Origin of the sequence: Aquimarina aquimarini (assembly GCF_900299535.1) — a bacterium.
Classification (GTDB): Bacteria; Bacteroidota; Bacteroidia; order Flavobacteriales; family Flavobacteriaceae; genus Aquimarina; species Aquimarina aquimarini.
Genome location: NZ_OMKE01000001.1, coordinates 155,532 through 178,059, shown reverse-complemented (window position 1 = coordinate 178,059; position 22,528 = coordinate 155,532). Strand labels below are relative to the sequence as shown.

Here is a 22,528-nt window from a genome sequence, read left to right as displayed (position 1 = left end):
AACATAGTATCTTTTATAAATTATGCAATGGAAAATCAATAAAAACCTTATAAAAAAGTATGATCTTGATATTGGCACAGTATCCTTTTATGAGAATTATGTTGTTACCGAAATAAAAGAAGGCATACTTCTCAACTATGAAAAAGCAGGTCAATTACTCTTGCTTGGCAAAGAACACTATGGGAACAATATTCCTTTTGTTTATATATCAAATAGAATTCATTCGTATTCTTTTGAGCCTACCGCTCATTTTAAATCTACAGAATTGTTTCCTAATTTAAAAGGATATGCTGTGATTACACATAATGCAATTGGTAACAAAATTGCAGAACTGGAGCAATCTTTTTTAAACACTCCTACTCAAATCTTCAACAGCTTAGAAGATGCTGTTATATGGGTAGAACAATTAATTTTTCATGATTAACGTTGCTCTTAAACAAATCACTTAAGTAATTCATTATACAACAGCTCAAGTGATTTATTGACAGTTTTTCCAATAGTTCGTTCTCTAAGATTGCTAAACACATGTTTCTCAGAAAAAACTCCCTCTGGAGTGGCTATTGCGATAAAAACAGTACCTACCTCTACATCTCCATCTCCTCTTGTTGGTCCTGCATTACCTGTAGTAGCTATTGCATAGTCTGTTTTCATCTTCTCTTTCACTTTTAAAGCCATAGCTTCTGCTACTTCTGTGCTGGTTACTGTATATGTTTTTATAAGATCAGCATCTACCCCCAAAATATCAACTTTGGATTGAGTAGCATAGGTAACCACTCCTCCATTAAAATAAGCTGATGCTCCAGCATTAATTGTAAATGAATGTGCTATCATGCCCCCTGTGCAACTTTCTGCTACAGAAAGGGTTTTATTTTGCTTCACCAACAATTTACCGATCCCTTTTTCTATAGTTTGATCTTCTTCATAACCAACAATAACATCTCCAATAATAGCATCAAGTGCTATCACATTACTATTAATTGTATCTACAAGAAGTTTCTCATCAGTTCCTTTTGCAGATAACCTCAGACGCACTCTACCTAAGCTAGGAAGGTATGCCAACTTTATAAATTGAGGCAAATCATTTTCCCAATCCTCTATCTTTTCTGCTAATAAACTTTCTCCCATACCATGTGTGAGTATGGTTTTATGAATGATATATGGTCTTTTAAACCTCTTTTGTATTCTTGGTAAAACCTCATCTTTCATCAGCCCCTTCATTTCATAAGGAACTCCTGGCATAGATATAAAAACTTTGTTGTCTTTTTCTAACCACATTCCAGGAGCAGTACCATATTGATTCATTAGAACCGTAGCTGTACTAGGCACCAAAGCTTGTTGCTTGTTTACTTCTGAAATTGGAATTGAAATATACTTTGCAAATAATTCTTCTACATGTGTTAACACTTCTTTGTTTAACACCAAGGTATCATTAAAATATTCGCAAAGTGTATGCTTTGTAATATCATCTTTGGTAGGCCCTAACCCACCTGTAATCAAGATAACATCTGCCCTACTACTAGCTTCTTGCAGAGCATTGAGTATATCTTCTTTCTCATCTTTTATAGATGTAATTCTACAAACATCGACTCCAATTTTACTAAGCTCTTTGCCCATAAAAGCTGAGTTAGAATCAACAATTTGCCCGATAAGGATTTCATCTCCTATAGTAATTATTTCTGCATACATAGTTAGCTAAAATCAACTTTCAGATCATCTAACGCTCCTTTTACTATTGCTACAATATGATCTAATACAGGAAATATCTGTTCTTTATCTTTTTTGGTTTTTGACCAAGCTTCTATTTGTTTTATTTCTTTTAAGAGATCAATATCAAACAGTTGAAGGTTGGGTTTCATTTTGTGAGCATATTGATAGGCCATTTGTGGATTATCTGAATGTACAGCCTGCACCATACTATCCAAATCGGGAGGGATTTCTTCTAGAAAAGTCTGTACCAAAACAGCTATAAACTCATCATCGCCTCCTGATAACTCATTTACATTTTTTAAACTATATCTTTTGTTCATCTATTTAACTTTTATTGAAAAAAATTGTTGGTTATTTATATATCCAGTCAAAATATCATTGGGATTTACAGCCCCAACACCTGCAGGTGTACCTGTAAATATAATATCTCCTATCTTCAAAGTAAAATATTTTGACACATATTCTATCAATTCATCAATCTTCCACAGCATAAATCGGGTATTACCTTTCTGAACGACATCTCCATTTTTTTCTAGATAAAAATCAATAGCATCCACATCTTCAAATTCTTTTTTAGACACCCATTTTCCAATTACAGCAGCACCATCAAAGGCTTTGGCTTTTTCCCAAGGCAACCCTTTTTCTTTGAGTTCTGATTGCAAATCTCTAGCTGTAAAATCGATACCTAAACCAATTTCGTTATAATATTTATGTGCAAACTTCTTATCGATATGTTTTCCTACTCTATTTATTTTGACCAACACCTCTATTTCATGATGCACATCATCAGAAAAATCAGGTATAAAAAAAGGTTGTTTTTTTAATAAGATAGAAGTGTCAGGTTTTATAAAAACAACAGGATCTTTTGGTTTTTCATTTTCCAGTTCTTCTATATGGTCTGTATAATTACGACCTATACATATAAGCTTCATGATATAAGAATGATAAATACGATAATTACAAATTTAAACTATTATTAAGTTTACGTAGTCTAACAGCGGTAAGTACTTTTTTGGTATACAATGGAAAATCTGCATTTTGTATCCATCCAAAATAGCCTGGTTCTTCTTCCATTATTTTCTCTACCAGCTTTCCTTTGTGTTTTCCGAAAGAAAAAATTTCTTTTCCGTTCTCATCATAAGCAATAAAACCTGCAAAATCTGCAAATTGTTTTCTAGAACTAAACTCTGCTAAAAATTTGGCATCATTTTCTAATTCTGGATATCGATCTAGTTGCGCTTTTAGTACTTCATAAGTAGCCATTGTGTCTGCCTCAGCAGAATGTGCATCTGTTAAGTCTTTATCACAATAAAACTTATATGCAGCAGATAATGTTCGTTTTTCCATCTTATGATAGATAGTTTGAACATCTATTGCTACTGCACTCTTCATATCAAAGTCTAATCCTGCTCTCAATAATTCTTCTGCTAATAATGGAATATCAAATCGATTAGAATTAAATCCTCCTAAATCACACCCCTTTATCATCTCATTGATCTTGGTTGCTATTTTTTTAAAAGGAGGTTCATTTGCAACCTTAGCATCATCAATACCGTGTACTGCTGTAGTTTCTGGAGGAATTGGCATTTCTGGGTTTACCAACCAAGTTTTGCTTTCCTGAGTATTATTTGGAAAAATTTTTAGAATAGAAATTTCTACAATACGATCTTTAGAAATATTTACACCGGTAGTTTCAAGATCAAAAAAACATATCGGTCTTTTTAAATTAAGCTCCATAAATTGATTGTGTGATACTCAAAGATAACAGCAATTCTCTAACTATCTTATAGAGTAACTCTATTTTAACATTTGCAAATCTTATACTACCTTCTTAACGAATACATTATCTGCAAATTTTCTTGTAACAGTTTCTACCGTATTATCAAATTGAATGCGAATGGATTTATCAAATTCTCGAATTTCCAGAATTTTTATTTCACTACTCAACACCAATCCTATTTTTGAAACATATTTTAAGAAGTTCACAGAACCATCATCTACAGCTACCAACTGGCATACATCTCCTTCTGATAAGGAAGATAGTGTAATTCTTGGTAAAATAAAATATTCTCCATCTGCATTTGGAATAATTTCTCCGTGAGGATCATTTTTAGGAAAATCCATAAACCTATCCAGTTCATCAATTAACTTCTGAGACTTGATATGTTCTAATTGTTCTGCCACATCATGTACCTCATCCCATGTAAAGTTTAAATAATTATATAAAAAGGTTTCCCATAACCTATGCTTACGAATTAATCGCACGGCTATAGCCTTTCCTTCTTCAGTTAGGTCTAGTTTACCATACTTCTCACTGATCACATAATCTTTAGCTTTTAGCTTTTTGATCATGTTATTTGTTGATGCCGGAGAAACTTTAAGGTACTCTGCTAACTGATTATTCCCCACCTTCACAGAATCATCCTCTATAAGCAACTGAAAAAGAGCCTTTAAGTAATCTTCCTCACTTTTTGTTAAATTGTTTAAATTTATCTTGTTAGTCATAGCTAACTTTTTTAGTTTTGCGTAATTAATAACTATAGTCACATGTCGATAACATATAACGGTAATATGCACAAATATATTTACTTAATAGGTATCATATTTATTTTTAACACTGGACTTGCACAAAACGGTATATTAAAAGGCTTAGTATATGATGATAACGGCTTGCTTCCTTTTGCAAATATATTTATAGAAGGCACTAATTTAGGCAGCTCTAGTAATGAGCAAGGTGCTTTTGAAATTAATAATATCCCTATAGGAACCTACAAAATAACAGCTTCATTTACAGGATATAATTCTATCAAGAAAAAATTCACCATCAAAGAAGGTGATAACCAAATTCGTTTTGTTTTGACACAGGGTTCATCCTTGGATGAAGTGGTAGTTTCTGGTACTCTTAAACCTGTAAAAAGATCAGAGAGTCCCGTACCTGTAGAAATATTCACTCCAGCTTTCTTTAAGAAAAACCCAACACCAAGTCTTTTTGAAGCTTTACAAAATATTAATGGAGTAAGACCTCAACTCAATTGCAGTATTTGCAATACAGGAGACATCCATATTAACGGTCTTGAAGGCCCTTATACTCTGGTTATGATTGATGGCATGCCAATCGTTAGTGGTTTATCTACCGTCTATGGGTTATCAGGAATTCCTAATTCTTTGATCGAGAGAATTGAAGTTGTAAAAGGCCCTGCCTCTTCCTTATATGGTAGTGAAGCTGTGGGAGGATTAATTAATATTATTACAAAAAAACCTGATAACGCCCCACAAATTAGCACCGATGTTTTTGCTTCTGGCTGGGGAGAAACCAATATAGATTTTGGTTTTAAAGCAAATGTAGGTTCTGCAACAGCTTTGGTTGGTGCTAATTATTTTCTGTATGATCAAATCATTGATAATAATGAGGATGGTTTTACCGATCTAACCTTACAGGATCGTATATCGGTATTCAACAAATGGAATTTCAAAAGAAAAAGTGGTAAAAACTTTACACTAGCAGGTAGATTCTACTATGAAGATCGATGGGGAGGAGAAAATGAATGGGATAAAACATATAGAGGTAGTGATCAAGTATATGGCGAAAGCATATATACAAATCGATATGAACTATTAGGTAACTATGAATTACCAATAAAAGAATCTGTAGCATTGTCATTTTCTTACACAAATCATGATCAAAATTCCTATTACGGAGATGTATCTTACCAAGCTGAACAACGAATTGGTTTCACACAGCTTACTTGGGATAAGAGAGTGAAATCACATGACCTACTTGCAGGGATTGCTTATCGCTACCAATATTATGACGATAATACACCTGCAACAGCCATTAGCACTACTAATGCCCCAGAAGAAAAAAATGTACCAGGAGTATTTCTGCAAGATGAGATAACAATAACTCCAAAACAAAAATTATTACTAGGAACTCGATTTGACTATGATGATGATCACGGAACTATCTTTACTCCTAGAGTAGCGTATAAATGGAGTATCAATCCTAATAATATTGTTAGAGTGAATGCTGGTACAGGTTTTAGAGTAGTTAACTTATTTACAGAAGATCATGCTGCACTTACAGGATCTAGAGATGTAATTGTTGAAGAGGATCTTAATCCTGAGGAATCTTATAATATCAACATCAATTACGTTAAAAAGATTTTTCTTGATAATGGATCATTCATTGGTTTAGATGCTTCTGCATGGTACACACATTTCTCTAATGCTATTCTACCTGATTATGAGACAGACCCACAAGAGATACGCTATAGTAATCTTGATGGGTATGCGGTTTCTAAAGGTGTAAGTTTAAATTCTAATGTTAATTTTTCTAATGGGTTAAAACTCATGGCAGGTATAAGTGCACTAAATGTTTCTAGAACAGAAAATGGTGTACGATCTCGTCAGGAATTAACAGAGAGCATTACTGGAACATGGGGAGTAACTTATAAAATACAGCCCTTGCGTCTTACAATTGATTATACTGGTAATCTATACGGCCCAATGCGCTTACCAACATTAGGTCCTAATGACCCTAGAAGAAAAAACTCTCCTTGGTGGAGTATCCAAAATATACAATTCACTCACGCTTCCAAAAACAATTTGGAAATTTATGGAGGAATCAAAAACTTATTAAACTGGACTCCTAACAAAGGAAATCCATTTTTAATTTCACGTGCAGAAGATCCTTTTGATAACAATGTTCAATTTGATCAAAACGGAGATGTTTTGGTAACTCCAGACAATCCATATGGACTTACATTTGATTCTACTTATATTTATGGCCCAAATCAAGGAATGCGAGCTTTCCTAGGAGTTAGATACAACCTTTTATAATATGAGAATAATAAATAACATACTCATCTTTGCTTTATTTATAGTATGCCAAAGTGTAGTATCACAAATAAAGATAAATTCTTTTGAGTCTCTTGAAGATGCTATGAAAATTGACCCAAAACCTGTGGTTGTTTTTATTCATACAGATTGGTGTATGTATTGTAAAAATATGGAAAGTACCACTTTCAAAAACAATCAGATCATTCAAAAACTGAATACCAATTTTTATTTTATATCCTTAAATGCAGAAAGTCGTGAAACGATTAACTTTCTTAATAATGACTTTCGTTTTAACTCAAATGGACATAAAACAGGAATACATCAACTAGCAAAAGAGCTTGCCGTTGTAAACAATAAAGTTGCGTATCCTACATTAACAATACTTAACAAAGAATATGAAATTATATTTCAGAAACAATCTTTTTTAAGTGCAAATCAACTTCTTAAAATTTTAGAAAAAATATCTTAAAATGATCAAACACATACTACTTATATGCGCATGTATTGCAACTCTATTTTCTTGTAAAAAAGAGGTTAAAGATAAAAACGAAAAACTCAATGTAGTGACTACAACTTCTATGATTACTGATTTAGTAAAAAACATTGGTGGTGATCTAATTGAAGTCAATGGATTAATGGGTAGTGGTGTAGATCCACATTTATATAAAGCCAGTGAGGGTGATGTCTCTAAGCTAATAAATGCTGATGTGGTATTCTACAATGGCCTCCACCTAGAAGGAAAACTTGTAGAGGTATTTAAAAAAATGGCACATCAAGACACCAAAACTATTGCTATTGGAGAAAGTATCGACAAAAACACATTGATCGGTTCAGACTATTTTGCTTCAAACTACGATCCACACATATGGTTTGATGTGGCAAATTGGAAAATTATCACCACATTCGTTATTGATCAACTCAAAACTATTGATCCAAAAAATGCAGAAGCTTTTGCTAGTAACGGAAAAATATACCTAGATCAACTTGATAAGCTAGAAACTACTTTAAAAAACACGATCAATACACTACCCATAGAAAAACGAATTTTGGTTACTGCTCATGATGCTTTTAGTTATTTTGGTAAAGCTTATGATTTTGAAGTAGTTGGATTACAAGGATTATCAACAGCTACAGAAGCTGGAGTACAAGATGTACAAAAATTGGCTAATTTTATCATTGATAACAAGGTGAAAGCTATTTTTGTAGAAAGCTCTGTACCTAAACGAACTATAGAAGCACTACAAGCCGCAGTAACATCAAAAAATCATCAAGTCACTATCGGAGGCACATTATTCTCTGATGCTCTTGGCAACCCAAACACCAAAGAAGGAACGTATATCGGTATGTTTGAATACAATGTAACTACAATTATAAATGCGCTTAAATAACTATCATATAAAAAAGGGTTATTTATTACTATTTTAATATGATATGTCATATCAAAATTACATCGAAAAACATTTATTTTTATTGATCTATTCTGCTATATTTATCAATATTTCTCTGATGTGGCAATATGCTTACTATTGTCTCTTTAACAAAATGATATATGAGTAACAAAATTGCAGTTCAAATAGATGACCTTACTGTAGCTTACAACTACAAACCTGTATTATGGGATATTGACCTAACAATCCCCGAGGGTGTACTTATGGCAATTGTAGGCCCCAACGGAGCTGGAAAATCTACTTTGATTAAGTCTATTTTAAATATCATAAAGCCTATTGCGGGAAGTATTCAAATCTACGGAAAGCCATATCACAAACAACGCTCACTAGTTGCTTATGTTCCTCAAAAAGGAAGTGTAGACTGGGATTTCCCTACAACAGCATTAGATGTTGTAACGATGGGTACTTACGGTAGTCTTGGATGGATCAAAAGACCTGGTCAGAAAGAAAAAAAAGCCTCTCTCGAAGCTTTGGAAAAAGTAGGAATGCTCGCTTTCAAAAACAGACAAATCAGTCAACTATCAGGAGGACAACAACAACGTATCTTTCTAGCAAGAGCCTTAGTACAAAATGCCGCTATTTATTTTATGGATGAACCTTTTCAGGGAGTTGATGCAACGACAGAAAAAGCAATTATCAATATACTAAAAGAGCTGAGAAAATCAGGAAAAACAGTTATCGTAGTACATCATGATTTACAAACCGTTCCTGAATATTTTGATTGGGTAACATTTTTAAATGTAAAAAAGATCGCTACTGGTCCTGTAAAAGATATCTTTAATGATGATAATTTGACAAAAACATATGGTATTAATTACAAGGTTAGTGTACAACAATAAAAATTAGTTTTTAGAAAAAAAGGACTCGTAATTAAAAGATAGAAACGAGTTATAAAATAATTTATGTCAGAAATGAAATTTAACTTTGAAGATTTAATAGCTACCCCATGTTATAAATTTCCTAAAACAAAAAAATTACCTAAACATTAATGGATATAAAAGAATACATAGAACTTGTTTTTACCGATTACACGCTACGTACCATTACATTAGGAACTGCTATACTAGGAGCTATATGCGGTATGTTGGGTAGTTTTGCAGTATTGCGTAAGCAAAGCTTATTGGGAGATGCCATTTCTCATGCTGCATTACCAGGTATTGCAATTGTTTTTCTTATTATTGGCACCAAAAACAGTTCCCTATTTTTGTTAGGTGCTTTAATTAGTGGGTTGGTAGGAACATTCTGGATTCGAGGGATAATTAGTAAAACCCATCTTAAATCAGACACAGCTTTAGGATTAATATTATCTCTTTTCTTTGGCTTTGGAATGTTATTATTAACATATATTCAAAAAATGCCTAACTCAAATCAAGCTGGATTAGAAAGTTATCTTTTTGGACAAGCAGCAACTCTTCTAGAAAGCGATGTATGGCTTATGGTTATCGTTACAGCAATCAGTCTGGTTGTTTTGTTACTTTTCTGGAAAGAACTAAAAATATTGCTATTTGATTCTGATTACACCAAAACACTAGGTTTTAATACCCAGTTTTTAGATATACTCATCACCACCTTTATTGTCATTGCCATTGTATTAGGTTTACAAACTGTAGGTGTAGTACTTATGAGTGCCATGCTACTTGCCCCTGCTGCTGCTGCAAGACAATGGACCAATAGTCTTGGAGTTATGGTTACACTCGCGGCAATATTTGGAGCATTTTCTGGTGTTTTAGGAACCGCTATTAGTGCCAGTCATAATAATCTATCAACTGGCCCTGTGATTGTATTGGTAGCTGGTGTCTTTGTATTGTTTTCCTTTATTTTTTCTCCAGGCCGAGGGTTATTATTTAGAGAAATCCGATTTAGAAAAAACCGAAACGATTTACAATTACACAAAACATTATCTTTTATGTATGACATTGCGAGTACACATGAGGATATTTCTCATCCACATGCAATTAAAATTTTAAATAACTTTCAAGGGTTTACCAGAAAATCACTTCAAAAATTAGAAGATAAGGATTATGTAAAAATTCAAGGTAATATGTGGCACATGACAGAATCAGGATATCATACTGCTTCTAATTTATACAACCAATTAATCAAAGAAGAAGATGAGTAGTGCACAAATAGAAATACAACTCATTGCAAGCCTTGTTGCAATAGCATGTGCTATTCCTGGTACTTTTCTTGTATTACGAAAAATGGCACTAATTACAGATGCTATTAGTCACTCTATACTACCTGGAATTGTTATTGGTTTTTTTATTACTCATGATTTATCCTCTCCATTATTAATTATTTTGGCTGCTGCAAGTGGTGTTCTAACGGTAGTATTAGTCGAATTTATTCAAAAGACAGGATTGGTTAAAGAAGATACAGCTATTGGTCTTGTTTTTCCAGCCTTATTTAGTATCGGTATTATACTTATTGCTCAAAACGCTAATGATGTACATTTAGATGTTGATGCTGTATTACTAGGGGAATTAGCCTTTGCTCCTTTTGATCGTTTATATATAAGAGGTACAGATGTAGGGCCAAAATCCTTATGGATTATCGGTTGTATTGTTGTTATTACTTTAGGTCTTTTATTTACTTTTTTTAAAGAACTAAAAATTAGCACGTTTGATACTGGTCTTGCCGCCGCTCTAGGGTTATCACCAGTTATAATGCATTATGGATTAATGACCGTTGCCTCGATAACTACAGTTGGAGCCTTTGATGCTGTTGGTGCTATTTTGGTAATTGCATTAATGATCGCTCCTGCTGCTACAGCTTACCTATTGACAAATGATTTAAAAAAAATGCTTCGACTTGCAGTATTTTTTGGTGTGAGCAGTGCCATTATAGGGTACTGGGTAGCACATACACTAGACACTTCTATTTCTGGATCAATGACTACTGTTTTGGGGCTTATATTTTTATTTGTGTATTTATTTGCCCCCAACAAAGGGCTATTCTCTGTACTATACAGACAAAAACAGCAACGCATTGAGGTTTCTTTACTTACTTTTCTTCTGCACCTAGGAAATCACAAAGAAGAAGATGAACGCCATGTAAAACATCTAAATGAGCATATTAACTGGCAAAAAGTACAATCAAAATCTGTTCTTGATCTGGCACTTAAAAACAATATGATTACTATTGATAATGATATTGTTTCTTTGACAAAGAAAGGCAAAAAGTTTACCACAAAAGCTATTGACTATATCATAAGCAATAAAAACTCTGAAATAGAAACCATGAAAGATCGTTTCTTCTTATTCAGGGGATAAACAAAATAATTACATATAACTCACCTATATCATATGGCTATAGTATCTTCTAAGTATTATCAACTTCTATTCGTAATTCTATTCTTTACAGTTATATCTGGGCACAGTCAAGTAGACACTGTACACTTAGTAGAAAAAAAGTTAAAAAAACGTACAATCATATATGTACAAAACGATACCGATGAAGAAAAGAATGTGTTTTTAAAAATAAACCCTGTAGGATATAGAAAAAGTGCACAGCGACCAATTATCAAAAATATCCCTGCCAAAAGCAAAATACAGATGCGTATCCTCATTCCGTTACTTAATGTAGAATCTCACTACACATATGATTTGATTGTAAACAAAGAAGCAGAAACTATAGATTTAAACAATGTAAAACAAAAAGATAGCCTGTAACAAGAAGCTCTTTTTATCTAAACCAATAATTCTTCACAAAAAAAAGGTTGAAGGTAGCCTGTTACTTTTCTACACAGTTACATAGTATTCTAACTTTGAAATAACTCTATTCAATTTTTCTTTTTAACTAAATTAAAAACCTCCCCCTCCCATTTAACCAAATTCAAATAAAAACTGGTATAAAAAGCCTTTCTGTTACTTTAAATTATTAAGTAAAAATTAATAATCATATAAAAAATCATAGTAATCTTCTTATTTACCTAACAATCTCTTAATGAATTCTATTTTTATTTAGATTTATTACAAATAATCTTGGATAATTATCATCACCCCACTACATTTGCGCGAAATGGACTACTTAAAATAACAAATAAAAGTAATGAAAAATCAATTATCAATCTTATTCTTTTTAACCCTAGGCGTCTTTGGGTTTTCCCAAAATGGGACAGTCAAAGGAACAATATCCGATAATACTCAAGCTGTATTATCTGGAGTTAACGTATTAATAAAAAACTCAACTCGAGGAGTACAAACCAATGAAAATGGAATTTTTGAAATAGCAAACATACCTAATGGGGACCATACACTAGTAGTGTCTTATTTAGGATTTAAAACCAGAGAGTTCTCTCTTACAATAGCTAATAACGAAACAAAAGAACTGGGGGCTATCATTTTATATGAAGGAAATGAAATACTATCAGAAGTCTTTCTGGTAGGAGAACAAGCGAATAAATTTTCTAGAAAAAAGACAGCATATGTAGCTAAATTACCATTAAAAGATTTAGAAAACCCTCAAGTATACAGTACAGTTACTTCTGAGTTATTAGAATCTCAACTAGTAACTAGTTTTGACGATGCTTTAATCAATGCTGCTGGAGTCAATAAACTTTGGGAAGCTACAGGACGTTCTGGTCAAGGGACCAGTTATTACAGTATGAGAGGTTTTTCTGGCCAATCTTCATTTATTGATGGTCTTCCTGGGTTTACATTTAGTGCTGTTGATCCTTCTTATATAGAACGTATAGAAGTATTAAAAGGCCCTACCGCTACCCTTTTTGGTAGTACTGTGCCATCATTAGGAGGGCTAATTAACGTAGTTACCAAAAAACCATATCAAGGCTTTGGAGGAAGTGTTACTTACACTGGAGGTTCTTTTAATACACATCGAGTATCTGTAGATATCAATACTCCTCTAGGAAATTCAGAAAATCTTTATTTTAGATTAAACACTTCTTATCTTACACAAGATAGTTTTCAGGATGCAGGGTTCAAAAAAACATTCTTTATTGCACCTTCTCTTTCATATAGAGTAAATAATCGACTTAATCTTTCTTTTGGTATTGAATATTCACGTACTAAACAAACCAATCCTTTAATGATTTTCTTACGTAGAGGGTATCCATTGGTTTCTAATACTATTGAAGAATTTGGACTCGATAATGATAAATCATTTACCAATGATGATATCTTCTTGACAGTACCTACCTTGACTACACGAGCAGTAGGAGATTACAAAATTTCTGACCAATGGACTTCTCAAACTATAGTAGCCACTAGTAATACAGATAGTGATGGATATTACCAATATATAGTAGAAGGGGCGGCAGTACCATTATTAGCTTCTCCTGACCCTAATACTCAAGCTTTTGCCAATCAACTTTTACAACAAGATGTACTTACCAGAGTAATAGACAAAAGAGATGAATATGCCTCTACTATAAACGTTCAACAGAATTTCATAGGAGATTTTAAAATCGGTAAAATACGTAACAGAATGGTACTCGGTTTGGATTATTTCACAAAATCCAGTGGGTTTCGCAACAAATTTAGCAATCCTAATCTTCCAGGGTTTCCATTTTTTGATGCTTTCTTTTTACCAAATGGAGAGGTGTTACCAACCCCTTTTACACCAAACAGTAATTATAGAATTACCAGAGCAGAACTTGATCCTATTTTTGATTTGATGCCTGCTACTATTATCGATACTAAATCTCAAACTTTTGCTGCATACGCATCTGATGTAATCAATTTTTCTCCCAACTTATCTGCAATGATTGGATTACGTTTAAACTATTTTGATCAGGATGGTGACGAGAACGAACCTTTGGATGACTATACTAAAACAACATTTTCTCCAACTGCAGGAATTGTATATCAACCTATATTAAACAAACTATCTTTATTTGCTAATTACCAGACTGGTTTTATCAATGTTGATCCTAATGTTGGTACTGATGGTACTGTAACGACTTTTGATCCTTTAAAATCAGAGCAATTTGAAGCTGGGGTTAAAACCAATTTGTTCAACGGTAAACTTAATGCAGGAATTAGTTATTATCATATCATAGTGAATGATAAAGATGCTCCCGATCCTACCGACCCATTATTAGTACGAAGAATTTCTATTGATGAAACAATAAGCCAAGGAGTTGAAATTGAAATTAATGCAACTCCTATTAATGGATTAAATATAAGAGCCTCTTATTCTTATAATGAAAGTGAGATTTCTAGTACTGATTTTGATGTTTTAAAAGATACTAGACCAGAAGAAGCTGGACCAGAAACTCTTTATAATTTTTGGGCAGATTATAAATTCCAAAAAGGAACATTTTTAGAAAACTTTGGTATCGGAGCTGGTTTTAATGGAGCTTCTGAATACTTCACACTAAACAATAATACCTCTGGTCAATTTACACTTCCTGAATACACTATAGTAAATGCTTCATTATATTATGATGCTAAAAAATTCAGAATAGGTATAAAAGCTAATAATCTTACAGACGAAGAGTACTATAAAGGTTGGAGCACAATAAACCCACAAGCGCCACGTGCATTTTTGGGTACTATATCATATAAGTTTTAACACCTCTTATAGTTGATATTAATTCATATTTGAAACCCCAAATAACTCTAAGTAAAACAGCTTAGAGTTATTTGGGTTATAACAAACAGATAGTTATTAGTACTAATATTTCATTATAAAAATTACTATACAGGTTTATTTCGAATTCTATTTTACACATTTTTAATCTTCTAATTTATATTCTAAACTATGCCAGCAAACCCTAAATATTTAAATAAATCACCTTGGCAGCAATTTGCCAAAATTTCGGCAGGAATAGTAGGTGGTTATATTATCAGTGCTTTATTGCATATGTGCTTACCACTATTTTTACCTAATCCTAAAGAAATTTTAATTTCATCAATATTCACTTCATTTATTATCTGGTGTACGTTTTTGATTATCCCTTTCTTATTCAAAAATGGATGGAAAGCTTGGCTATTATACCTTACTATCACAGGAGTACTCTTTGGAATATATTATTTAGGAAATCAAAATAATCCATTTATCTAATGAATAAAAGAAATCACAACGTATTATTCAACACACATACTGTAAGTGGCATTGTTATAAGTTTTGCATTATACGTAATTTTCTTTGCAGGTGCATTTGCATTGTTTAGGGAAGAAATCACAATATGGGAAGAGGGAAAAACAAAAACACATATTGAAGGAAAAGACATTGATTATGATCATATACTAAAAAAATTAGATACCGAATATGAATTAACTGGTAGGGATATTCAGTTTAACATAGAGACTCAAGCTAATAAACTTTATGTATCTATGGATGTTAGCAAAGATTCCTTGGCATCCGAAAAAGGAAAAGAGTATCATTATTTATATTTAGACATTAATTCATTAGAAACACAATCATATACCGAGTATTATAGTCTAGGTGAATTCTTATATCGATTACACTTCTTTGATCAGTTCTCTTATATAGGTATATATCTTGCTGGTTTTGTATCCTTATTTTTCTTATTCGCTATTGTCACAGGTGTTATTGTTCACTGGAAAAAAATTATCCCTAATTTTTATGCTTTCAATCCCAGAGCCACGCTAAAACGCCTTTGGACAGATGCACATACGGCTTTAGGAATAATAGGACTACCTTTTCAATTTATCTTTGCCGTAACAGGTGTATATTTCTGTTTAAGTCTATTGGTACTTATTCCCGCAAATTTTCTATACAATGGCGATCAAGATAAACTTATAAAAGATTTACGTCCAGAAAGTGAAGTTTTTGAGTGGATTAAAAAGACGGATCAAAATATTCCTGAATTCAATAAATTTGCTCAGCAAGCATCGAATCGTTGGGATAACTTTCATCTAAAAAAAGGGTTTATTCGTAATTACGGAGGAACCAATATGAAATATATTTTGAATGGAGAATTGGAAAGTGATCAACGTTTTATTGGTAAAGGACGTCTTTCTTATACGATTACAAAAGGGAAAATTGAAGTAGAAAAAGACCCCTATGAAACGGTTTACAAAGAAGATGTTCAACGAGTACTAGGACGTCTTCATTTTGCTGATTATGGAAATATTGCTGTAAGAATCGCGTATTTTATTCTAGCATTGATTACTTGCTTCGTCATTATTACAGGTGTTTTAATTTGGATCGAAGCGCGTAATAAAAAGAATATGACGATTAGTCAACGATTATACACTGCCAAAGTAGGACATATCTATATGGCAATCTGCTTATCAATGCTTCCTGTTACTGCACTGGCATTTATATTTGTCAAAATATCAAATGGACATTTTGAAGATAAGTTAACTGCTATTTACTACTTCTATTTCATTACATGGTTAATCACAATTCTATTTTTTAGGTTCAAAAGAGATAATTATTTCACAAACAAATGCAGCCTATTACTTGGTGCAATATTTGGTTTTTTAATTCCAATTATTAATGGGTTTGTATCAGGGAATTGGATATGGGATACCTATACCAATCATCAATTTGATATCTTATTTATTGACCTTCTATGGATTATCATAGCAGTATTTTCTTTGATCTTTTATTTTAAAATACAACCTCAGGTAAAAGAGCAAAGCGCATACAACAAAAACCCTATAGACTATAAAAACATTGCTTCTTTAAAAGAAGAAGAAAGACAACTTACTAGGCAAAGTATAGATACCTCTCTAGTAAGTGAATCATCAGAAGTAGAACAAAACAATTCAAACTATCTCCCTATGAAAACAAAAATTATTGTATTATGGATGCTTATCATCCTAGGATTTATATTTCACCATATTTATGGACTAGCGACTGTATTCTTTAATGAATCTGTATTTATTGAAGGCTCTACAGGAGAAACTCCTTTTTGGGCACATCAATGGCGTATCTTGATGGAAGGTCTTGCCTTTTTGTTTGCTGTGCTCACAGTGCAACTATCTCAAAAATGGTTTCGATGGACCTCATTTATATGGGCAATCATCGTTGCGCTTTTTAATGTATACCATGTGGCAGAAGCAATTATGCATGAAGCCTCCAATTACTCAGAAATATGGATTCTTTTATTGATGGCAGTAGCTAGTATCCTACTCGTTATCAATTTACATAAATGGAAAAAAGAAAATAACTAAACCATATGTATCTAACAAGCTCAGGTCCTTATCAGACCTGAGCTTTTATCATATTATATAGTTCTTTATTATAAATTGTTCTTCAAACCCTAAACCGAGATATATATTTTTTCCCATCGCAGAGGCTTGTAATGTCATATACTCACTTCCTCTAGTAATAGCATCGTTTATTAATAATTTCATGATTTGCCCAGCAAACCCTCTTTTTCTCATTGTTGGGATAACACCAATACCATGCACTCCTGTGATTTTGCCAGTTTGATGTACTATTATTGTTGCAATAGGTTGATTTTGGTAATATGCTAAATGATATTGAATATCTTTTTGAGTTCTCATCAATATTTCAGAAGATATCCTATATCCAAATGCCATAGGATATAATTCTGCCCATATGCTTGCTTCTTCCTCTTTTGTAACTGGTTTTATGGTAACTGTTTTTTCTATCTCAAAAAAATCATGTAATCTTAAATGCATTCCTACTTGTTCAAATTTTAGCTTGAATCCATTTTTTTCAAAAAGTTGATATGAATCACCTCCTTTTATATCCCAATGAGGAACAACCAAACCTGAGGTTCTTATTTTTTCTTTAGTCAAGTCAATATTTTTTTGCTCTACTTTCTTATGAAACCACAATCTATTAGGCCAATCTCCTTTTTTTATTGCTAAACAATAGTCAAATTCTGGCGTTGTTGTATAAGTATCAAAAGGAACACCTGCTGTTTTCCATAAAGAGGTAAGGTTATTGATATTAGACACTATCATTTTTGACATTTCTTTCATGTATTTAATTATATTATTATTTTAATATGAAAATTTGCGATGATTTTACTTTATGGTAATAAGTATAATCCCTATACTCATCGAGACTACTCCTATTATTCTTTTGAGTGTCATAGGTTCTATAGGCAAGTTCAACCACCCAAACTGACCCGCGAATAATGAAAAAACTAGCTGTCCACATAGTCCAAGTGAGATCATTGTTGCAATACCTAATTTTGGAATTGTATAATAATATATGCTAACTCCAATAACACTACATAATCCACCTGTAAACCATAAATAAACAGGCACTTCCTTTAATTCACTCAAATTTGGCACATCTCTTACACTTACAACTATACATATAAATGCAAAAACTAGACTGCTAAAAAAAGCTACAGCAGATGCCATTAATGGGTTTTTTAAAATCACTCCAAGATGCGCATTCAATCCCCCTTGCATTGCCAGAAATACACCTCCTACAAAAGCTAAAACTACCAAGACATACTGATTCATAGAGTTTCAAATAATTTATCAGCAGGTTTTCTCGTTTTTGGTGTAAATTGTGTTTGATCCTGATCTGATCGATACCCTATTGTCGCAATAACCGCTGTACTTAACCCTTTTTCTGTAAGCTTTAATATTTCATTATATTTCTCAGAAACAAACCCTTCTATTGGGCAAGCATCAATTTTAAGATCAGCGCAAACATTCAATAAATTACTAAGAACAATATAAGTTTGTAAAGCAGTCCAATGAGCAATTTCTGATTTTGACTTTTCTTTAATTTTACTTTTTATAAAATCGCCATACTGTACCAAATCATTCTTACTTGCTTGTGTCATTACCTCTTTGAGTCCTATATATTGATCTATATCTTGATCTGTTACCGTAGTATAGTTACAAAATACAATGAGATGAGATGCATCTGTTATCTGGTTTTGGTTCCATGAAAATTTCTTTAACTCCTCTCTCAATTCTTGATTTTGTATGATTAATATCTTATACAACTGAAGACCATACGAAGATGCTGATAACCGAAGTACTTCTTTTATTGTAGCTAAATCTATATCAGATATTTTTTTTGAAGGATCAAAAAGTTTTGTGGCATAACGCCATTCTTGGTTCTGTAATACTGTCATATCTATCTTAATTTAGCACAAAAATAAAATAGAGTACTCAGCTATGCATTTACATATGTTGATTCAAGAATTTTTCTTTATCTCTTTTCTTATTCTACTAAGCTGAGTAGGCGTTACTCCAATATGTGATGCTATATGTAATTGTGGTATTCTTTGATCTATATTTGGATATTCTTGTAAAAGTTGAAGATATCTTTGTGTTGCATTCTCCATAACCAAAGAGATTTCTCTTTGCTCTTTTTCTATTACCCAGTTTTTTTCGAGATAAGCGATATAGAAATTTTTGAGATCTTCTTTTTTTGTAATGAGATCTCTATATTTCTTATAATTAATAGCTATTAATACAGAATCTTCTAAGGCTTCTAATGTAAAAGCTGAAGGTGTCTTTTGTAAATAGGATACTGTTGATCCTGCAAAATCATTTTCAAGAAAAATATTTTTATTATACGTATCCCCATCACTATTAGTAAAATATGCTCTTAATGCTCCCCTACACACGTAATAAAAGTTCTTTGCGACCTCTCCATGCCTAAGCAAAACTTCTTCTCTTTTCAATGTTTGAAAACTAATGATGGATCGCATCAACAACCAGGATTCTTGCTCTATAGAAGCATAACTTTCGAATTTTGATTTGAGTTCTACAATACATGCCTCTTTATCAGTTATCATTTTTAATACTATTTATTCTATTTCAGATAATAAATCATCTATAGCCTCATCTACCAAAATTCTTATATGTTTGTCAAAGCCTCTGGTATTACACATTTCTTTTCTTTCGTCTTCTATAAAATACCCCCATTCATCTTGATTGAAGTTTACAATGCTTACTTCTCCTGTTTCTTTATTAAGAGTATTAAAATCTAAACAATGATAATACACGCTTTGCAATGATTCATCGCCCGTAGAGAATATAAATACCTTATTCAACCTTTCTTTTGCTTCTATTGAATCTTCTTTTTCTACATCAATATTCCAATAATCTTTTAGTGCATCTGTCATAGTTTCATAATCAAGAAACATCTTTCTATTACATTGACTTTCTTTTCCAAATATCAATAAACCATATTTTACCACAAATTCTTTATAACTAGGAGGAAATACAATCCCTAGAGATATTTCATGCTTTTGTAGCTCATCTTCTGATATTTGCTTATAAAAATAAGGCTTCCAGTACAATTCGAGATCTTCTTCAAAATCTTCTGTAATATCCACCTCTTTCTGGATAGTTTTAATTACTTTTTCATAACGCCTTATAGCTTGAATTGCTGTTTCGCTATCAGGCCCTTTTACATATCTGGTAAAATCGACATCTTGTCGATCTAACAACTCTCCTGATTTATTGTAGAAATTATAATTCAAAGGAGAGACTCCTACTTTTCTAGAAGCTTTCCAGACACCTTTTAATTTACATTCTTCATCAGGAAAATACTCTTCTGTTTCTTGAGTACATCGATAATAGTTTCTTATCTCATATCCATCACTATTATATGACATCTCCATTGCTATTTCTCCATTAGGATGATATCTCTTTGCCGACTCCATATTCCCTTCATTATCAAAAAAGGTATGACAACATAAATGACCCGTTGGAGCCAACCACCATTTCCACTCACCTATTTCATCTCCTTCTTCATTTCTTTCTCCTTGTCCCCACTCCATATCATCTTCATCCCAAACAGCATCTTTTGGCACATGAGCTGGAGGAAAATAAGTTTCAGATATTTCTTCTCCATATTCATCAAAAACAATTCTTAAATACAAACGCCCATCTGGCAACCAATAATTCCACTCCCCAATTTTCACTCCTTCTTTATTTTCTTTTCCTACTCCCCAATCCTGATCCGATTCATCCCATATTGCTTCTGAAGGAACGGTTTCTGGTCTTTTATCTGCCTTCATTACTATTTTTGTTATACTATTTAAGAGTTTCTTACTCTATCTTATAGGTTCTCACAGTATAAATATAAGTTATCTGTCTATAATATTGATATTACAAAATATAAATAGTTACTACTACTTACCCCCCTCTTTTTCGGTGAAAAAACACTGTATTCACATCCCATTTTCAATCAAAAAAAAATCAAAATGCATTAGATACTAGTATAACTACAGGATATGACATAAAAAAAATACCACTCTGATGGGTGGTATTTTTTTATGTTATAACAAAGATGTAAGAGACTAGAACTCTCTATTCACATCCCAAGCTTCAAGGTATTCTTGTACTCGTTGTACAAACTGCCCACCTAAAGCACCGTTTACAACTCTGTGGTCATATGAATGCGATAAGAACATTTTATATCGAATACCTATAAAATCTCCTTCTGGAGTCTCAATTACTGCAGGAACTTTTCTTATTGCTCCTAATGCAAGTATACCTACTTGTGGTTGATTGATTATTGGTGTTCCCATGATACTACCAAATGTACCTACATTGGTTACTGTATATGTTCCTCCTTGTATATCATCTGGTTTTAAAGCATTATTACGTGCTCTATTTGCCAAATCATTTACTGCCTTTGTCATTCCTACCAAATTCAATTGATCTGCATTTTTGATAACAGGAACTATCAAATTACCATCTGGTAATGCTGCGGCCATACCAAGATTTATGTTTTTCTTTTTAATGATGGTATCTCCAGAAACAGAAATATTCATCATTGGGAAATCTTTGAGAGCCTTAGCTACTGCTTCCATAAAGATTGGAGTAAACGTAAGATTTTCTCCTTCTCTTTTCATAAAATCAGCCTTTATTCTCTTTCTCCAATTCCATATATTGGTTACATCGGCTTCTATAAATGACTGTACATGTGCTGATTTTTGAATAGATTCTACCATATGATGAGCAATTAGTTTACCCATTCTGGTCATTTCTATAATTTCATCTTCTCCTGATGCTACTACAGGAGCTACTTTTGACACTTCTTTTTGTTTGGCAGGAGTTGCTTTTGCTTTCACTTCTTCTTTTACAGGCTTAGCTGCTACCTTTCCATTCTTACGATCATCAACAAATTGTAAAATATCGTTTTTGGTTACACGACCATCTTTACCTGTTCCTGATATAGAATCCAATTCGTTTAACGAAATACCTTCTGCTGTTGCAATATTTTTAACTAATGGAGAATAAAACTTACTACTCTCTGAGAAATCTGTAGTAGCAGTTCCTACTACTTCTGTAGCTTCTGCTATTTGCGTTTCTATCTCTACTGCTTCTTTTGGAGTTTCTGGAGATGTTGTTGCTTCTTCTACTGCTGATTCTACAGTTCCTTCTCCTTCTGTCTCTATAACAGCTATTACCTGACCTACCTGCACAACATCATCAACCTCAAAAAGTTTTTCGATCAGTACTCCTTCTACCTCACTAGGTACTTCACTATCTACCTTATCTGTTGCAATCTCTACAACTGCATCATCTAGTTCGATAGTATCCCCAACTTCTTTTAACCAAGTTGTTATTGTTGCTTCTGCAACACTCTCACCCATTTTTGGAAGCTTTAGCTCAAATTTTGCCATATCCTTAATC

22 protein-coding genes are annotated in these 22,528 nt (G+C 32.7%); 11 read left to right on the top strand and 11 right to left on the bottom strand.

Annotation, left to right across the window (positions count from 1 at the left end):
* Positions 1–22: 22 nt before the first annotated feature.
* A complete protein-coding gene (locus DG508_RS00775; protein WP_108866318.1) occupies positions 23–424 on the top strand; it encodes a hypothetical protein in 402 nt (133 codons plus the stop codon).
* Positions 425–441: 17 nt separating this feature from the next.
* On the opposite strand, the gene DG508_RS00770 is transcribed toward DG508_RS00775, so the two are convergent.
* The 5 genes from DG508_RS00770 to DG508_RS00750 all read right to left on the bottom strand — a co-directional run bounded on the left by DG508_RS00770 (position 442) and on the right by DG508_RS00750 (position 4,212).
* On the bottom strand, positions 442–1,686 hold the full coding sequence (locus tag DG508_RS00770; protein WP_108866317.1) for a CinA family nicotinamide mononucleotide deamidase-related protein: 1,245 nt from the start codon (positions 1,684–1,686) through the stop codon (positions 442–444).
* A gap of 2 nt (positions 1,687–1,688) precedes the next feature.
* Positions 1,689–2,027: an Hpt domain-containing protein gene (locus tag DG508_RS00765; protein WP_108866316.1), complete on the bottom strand. Its 339-nt coding sequence runs from the start codon at positions 2,025–2,027 to the stop codon at positions 1,689–1,691.
* Entirely contained in the window at positions 2,028–2,639 is a 612-nt protein-coding gene (locus tag DG508_RS00760) for a fumarylacetoacetate hydrolase family protein (protein ID WP_108866315.1), read from the bottom strand.
* Between the two features lie 25 nt (positions 2,640–2,664).
* A complete protein-coding gene (locus DG508_RS00755) occupies positions 2,665–3,444 on the bottom strand; it encodes a 3'-5' exonuclease (RefSeq protein WP_108866314.1) in 780 nt (259 codons plus the stop codon).
* An 81-nt stretch (positions 3,445–3,525) separates the two neighbouring features.
* Entirely contained in the window at positions 3,526–4,212 is a 687-nt protein-coding gene (locus DG508_RS00750; RefSeq protein ID WP_108866330.1) for a metal-dependent transcriptional regulator, read from the bottom strand.
* 66 nt (positions 4,213–4,278) lie between these two features.
* Here DG508_RS00750 and DG508_RS00745 point away from each other — a divergent pair, with 66 nt between their 5' ends.
* The 10 genes from DG508_RS00745 to DG508_RS00700 all read left to right on the top strand — a co-directional run bounded on the left by DG508_RS00745 (position 4,279) and on the right by DG508_RS00700 (position 17,104).
* Complete coding sequence (locus DG508_RS00745; RefSeq protein WP_108866329.1) at positions 4,279–6,546, top strand: TonB-dependent receptor; 2,268 nt, start codon at positions 4,279–4,281, stop codon at positions 6,544–6,546.
* 1 nt (position 6,547) lies between these two features.
* On the top strand, positions 6,548–7,015 hold the full coding sequence (locus DG508_RS00740) for a thioredoxin family protein (RefSeq protein ID WP_108866313.1): 468 nt from the start codon (positions 6,548–6,550) through the stop codon (positions 7,013–7,015).
* 1 nt (position 7,016) lies between these two features.
* A complete protein-coding gene (locus DG508_RS00735) occupies positions 7,017–7,934 on the top strand; it encodes a metal ABC transporter solute-binding protein, Zn/Mn family (RefSeq protein WP_108866312.1) in 918 nt (305 codons plus the stop codon).
* Positions 7,935–8,095: 161 nt separating this feature from the next.
* Positions 8,096–8,833, top strand: coding sequence for a metal ABC transporter ATP-binding protein (locus tag DG508_RS00730; protein ID WP_108866311.1), 738 nt, complete (start codon positions 8,096–8,098; stop codon positions 8,831–8,833).
* A gap of 149 nt (positions 8,834–8,982) precedes the next feature.
* Positions 8,983–10,113 carry a metal ABC transporter permease gene (locus tag DG508_RS00725; protein WP_108866310.1) on the top strand — a complete coding sequence of 377 codons (1,131 nt, stop codon included), beginning with the start codon at positions 8,983–8,985 and terminating at the stop codon, positions 10,111–10,113.
* The gene (locus tag DG508_RS00720; protein ID WP_108866309.1) at positions 10,106–11,266 is read left to right on the top strand and encodes a metal ABC transporter permease; all 1,161 of its coding nucleotides are present in this window, start codon (positions 10,106–10,108) and stop codon (positions 11,264–11,266) included. The genes DG508_RS00725 and DG508_RS00720 overlap by 8 nt, the downstream gene beginning before the upstream one ends.
* A 33-nt stretch (positions 11,267–11,299) precedes the next feature.
* Positions 11,300–11,665, top strand: coding sequence for a hypothetical protein (locus tag DG508_RS00715; RefSeq protein WP_108866308.1), 366 nt, complete (start codon positions 11,300–11,302; stop codon positions 11,663–11,665).
* 379 nt (positions 11,666–12,044) lie between these two features.
* Positions 12,045–14,528, top strand: a complete 2,484-nt coding sequence (locus DG508_RS00710) for a TonB-dependent receptor (RefSeq protein ID WP_108866307.1) — start codon at positions 12,045–12,047, stop codon at positions 14,526–14,528.
* Positions 14,529–14,717: 189 nt separating this feature from the next.
* The gene (locus DG508_RS00705; RefSeq protein ID WP_108866306.1) at positions 14,718–15,020 is read left to right on the top strand and encodes a hypothetical protein; all 303 of its coding nucleotides are present in this window, start codon (positions 14,718–14,720) and stop codon (positions 15,018–15,020) included.
* On the top strand, positions 15,020–17,104 hold the full coding sequence (locus DG508_RS00700) for a PepSY-associated TM helix domain-containing protein (protein ID WP_108866305.1): 2,085 nt from the start codon (positions 15,020–15,022) through the stop codon (positions 17,102–17,104). The genes DG508_RS00705 and DG508_RS00700 overlap by 1 nt, the downstream gene beginning before the upstream one ends.
* A 48-nt stretch (positions 17,105–17,152) precedes the next feature.
* Here the strand turns inward: DG508_RS00700 and DG508_RS00695 are convergent, their stop codons facing one another.
* From DG508_RS00695 to DG508_RS00670, 6 genes are all read right to left on the bottom strand, one after another.
* The gene (locus DG508_RS00695) at positions 17,153–17,875 is read right to left on the bottom strand and encodes a GNAT family N-acetyltransferase (RefSeq protein WP_159090570.1); all 723 of its coding nucleotides are present in this window, start codon (positions 17,873–17,875) and stop codon (positions 17,153–17,155) included.
* Between the two features lie 54 nt (positions 17,876–17,929).
* Entirely contained in the window at positions 17,930–18,379 is a 450-nt protein-coding gene (locus DG508_RS00690) for a DMT family transporter (RefSeq protein ID WP_108866303.1), read from the bottom strand.
* Entirely contained in the window at positions 18,376–19,005 is a 630-nt protein-coding gene (locus DG508_RS00685; RefSeq protein ID WP_108866302.1) for an NAD(P)H-dependent oxidoreductase, read from the bottom strand. Before DG508_RS00685 ends, DG508_RS00690 begins: the two co-directional genes overlap by 4 nt.
* Before the next feature lie 63 nt (positions 19,006–19,068).
* Positions 19,069–19,674: a Crp/Fnr family transcriptional regulator gene (locus DG508_RS00680; RefSeq protein ID WP_108866301.1), complete on the bottom strand. Its 606-nt coding sequence runs from the start codon at positions 19,672–19,674 to the stop codon at positions 19,069–19,071.
* Positions 19,675–19,686: 12 nt separating this feature from the next.
* Positions 19,687–20,904 (bottom strand): SMI1/KNR4 family protein, encoded by a 1,218-nt coding sequence (locus DG508_RS00675; protein ID WP_108866300.1) that lies wholly within the window; start codon positions 20,902–20,904, stop codon positions 19,687–19,689.
* 282 nt (positions 20,905–21,186) lie between these two features.
* On the bottom strand, positions 21,187–22,518 hold the full coding sequence (locus tag DG508_RS00670; protein WP_108866299.1) for a dihydrolipoamide acetyltransferase family protein: 1,332 nt from the start codon (positions 22,516–22,518) through the stop codon (positions 21,187–21,189).
* Positions 22,519–22,528: the final 10 nt, after the last annotated feature.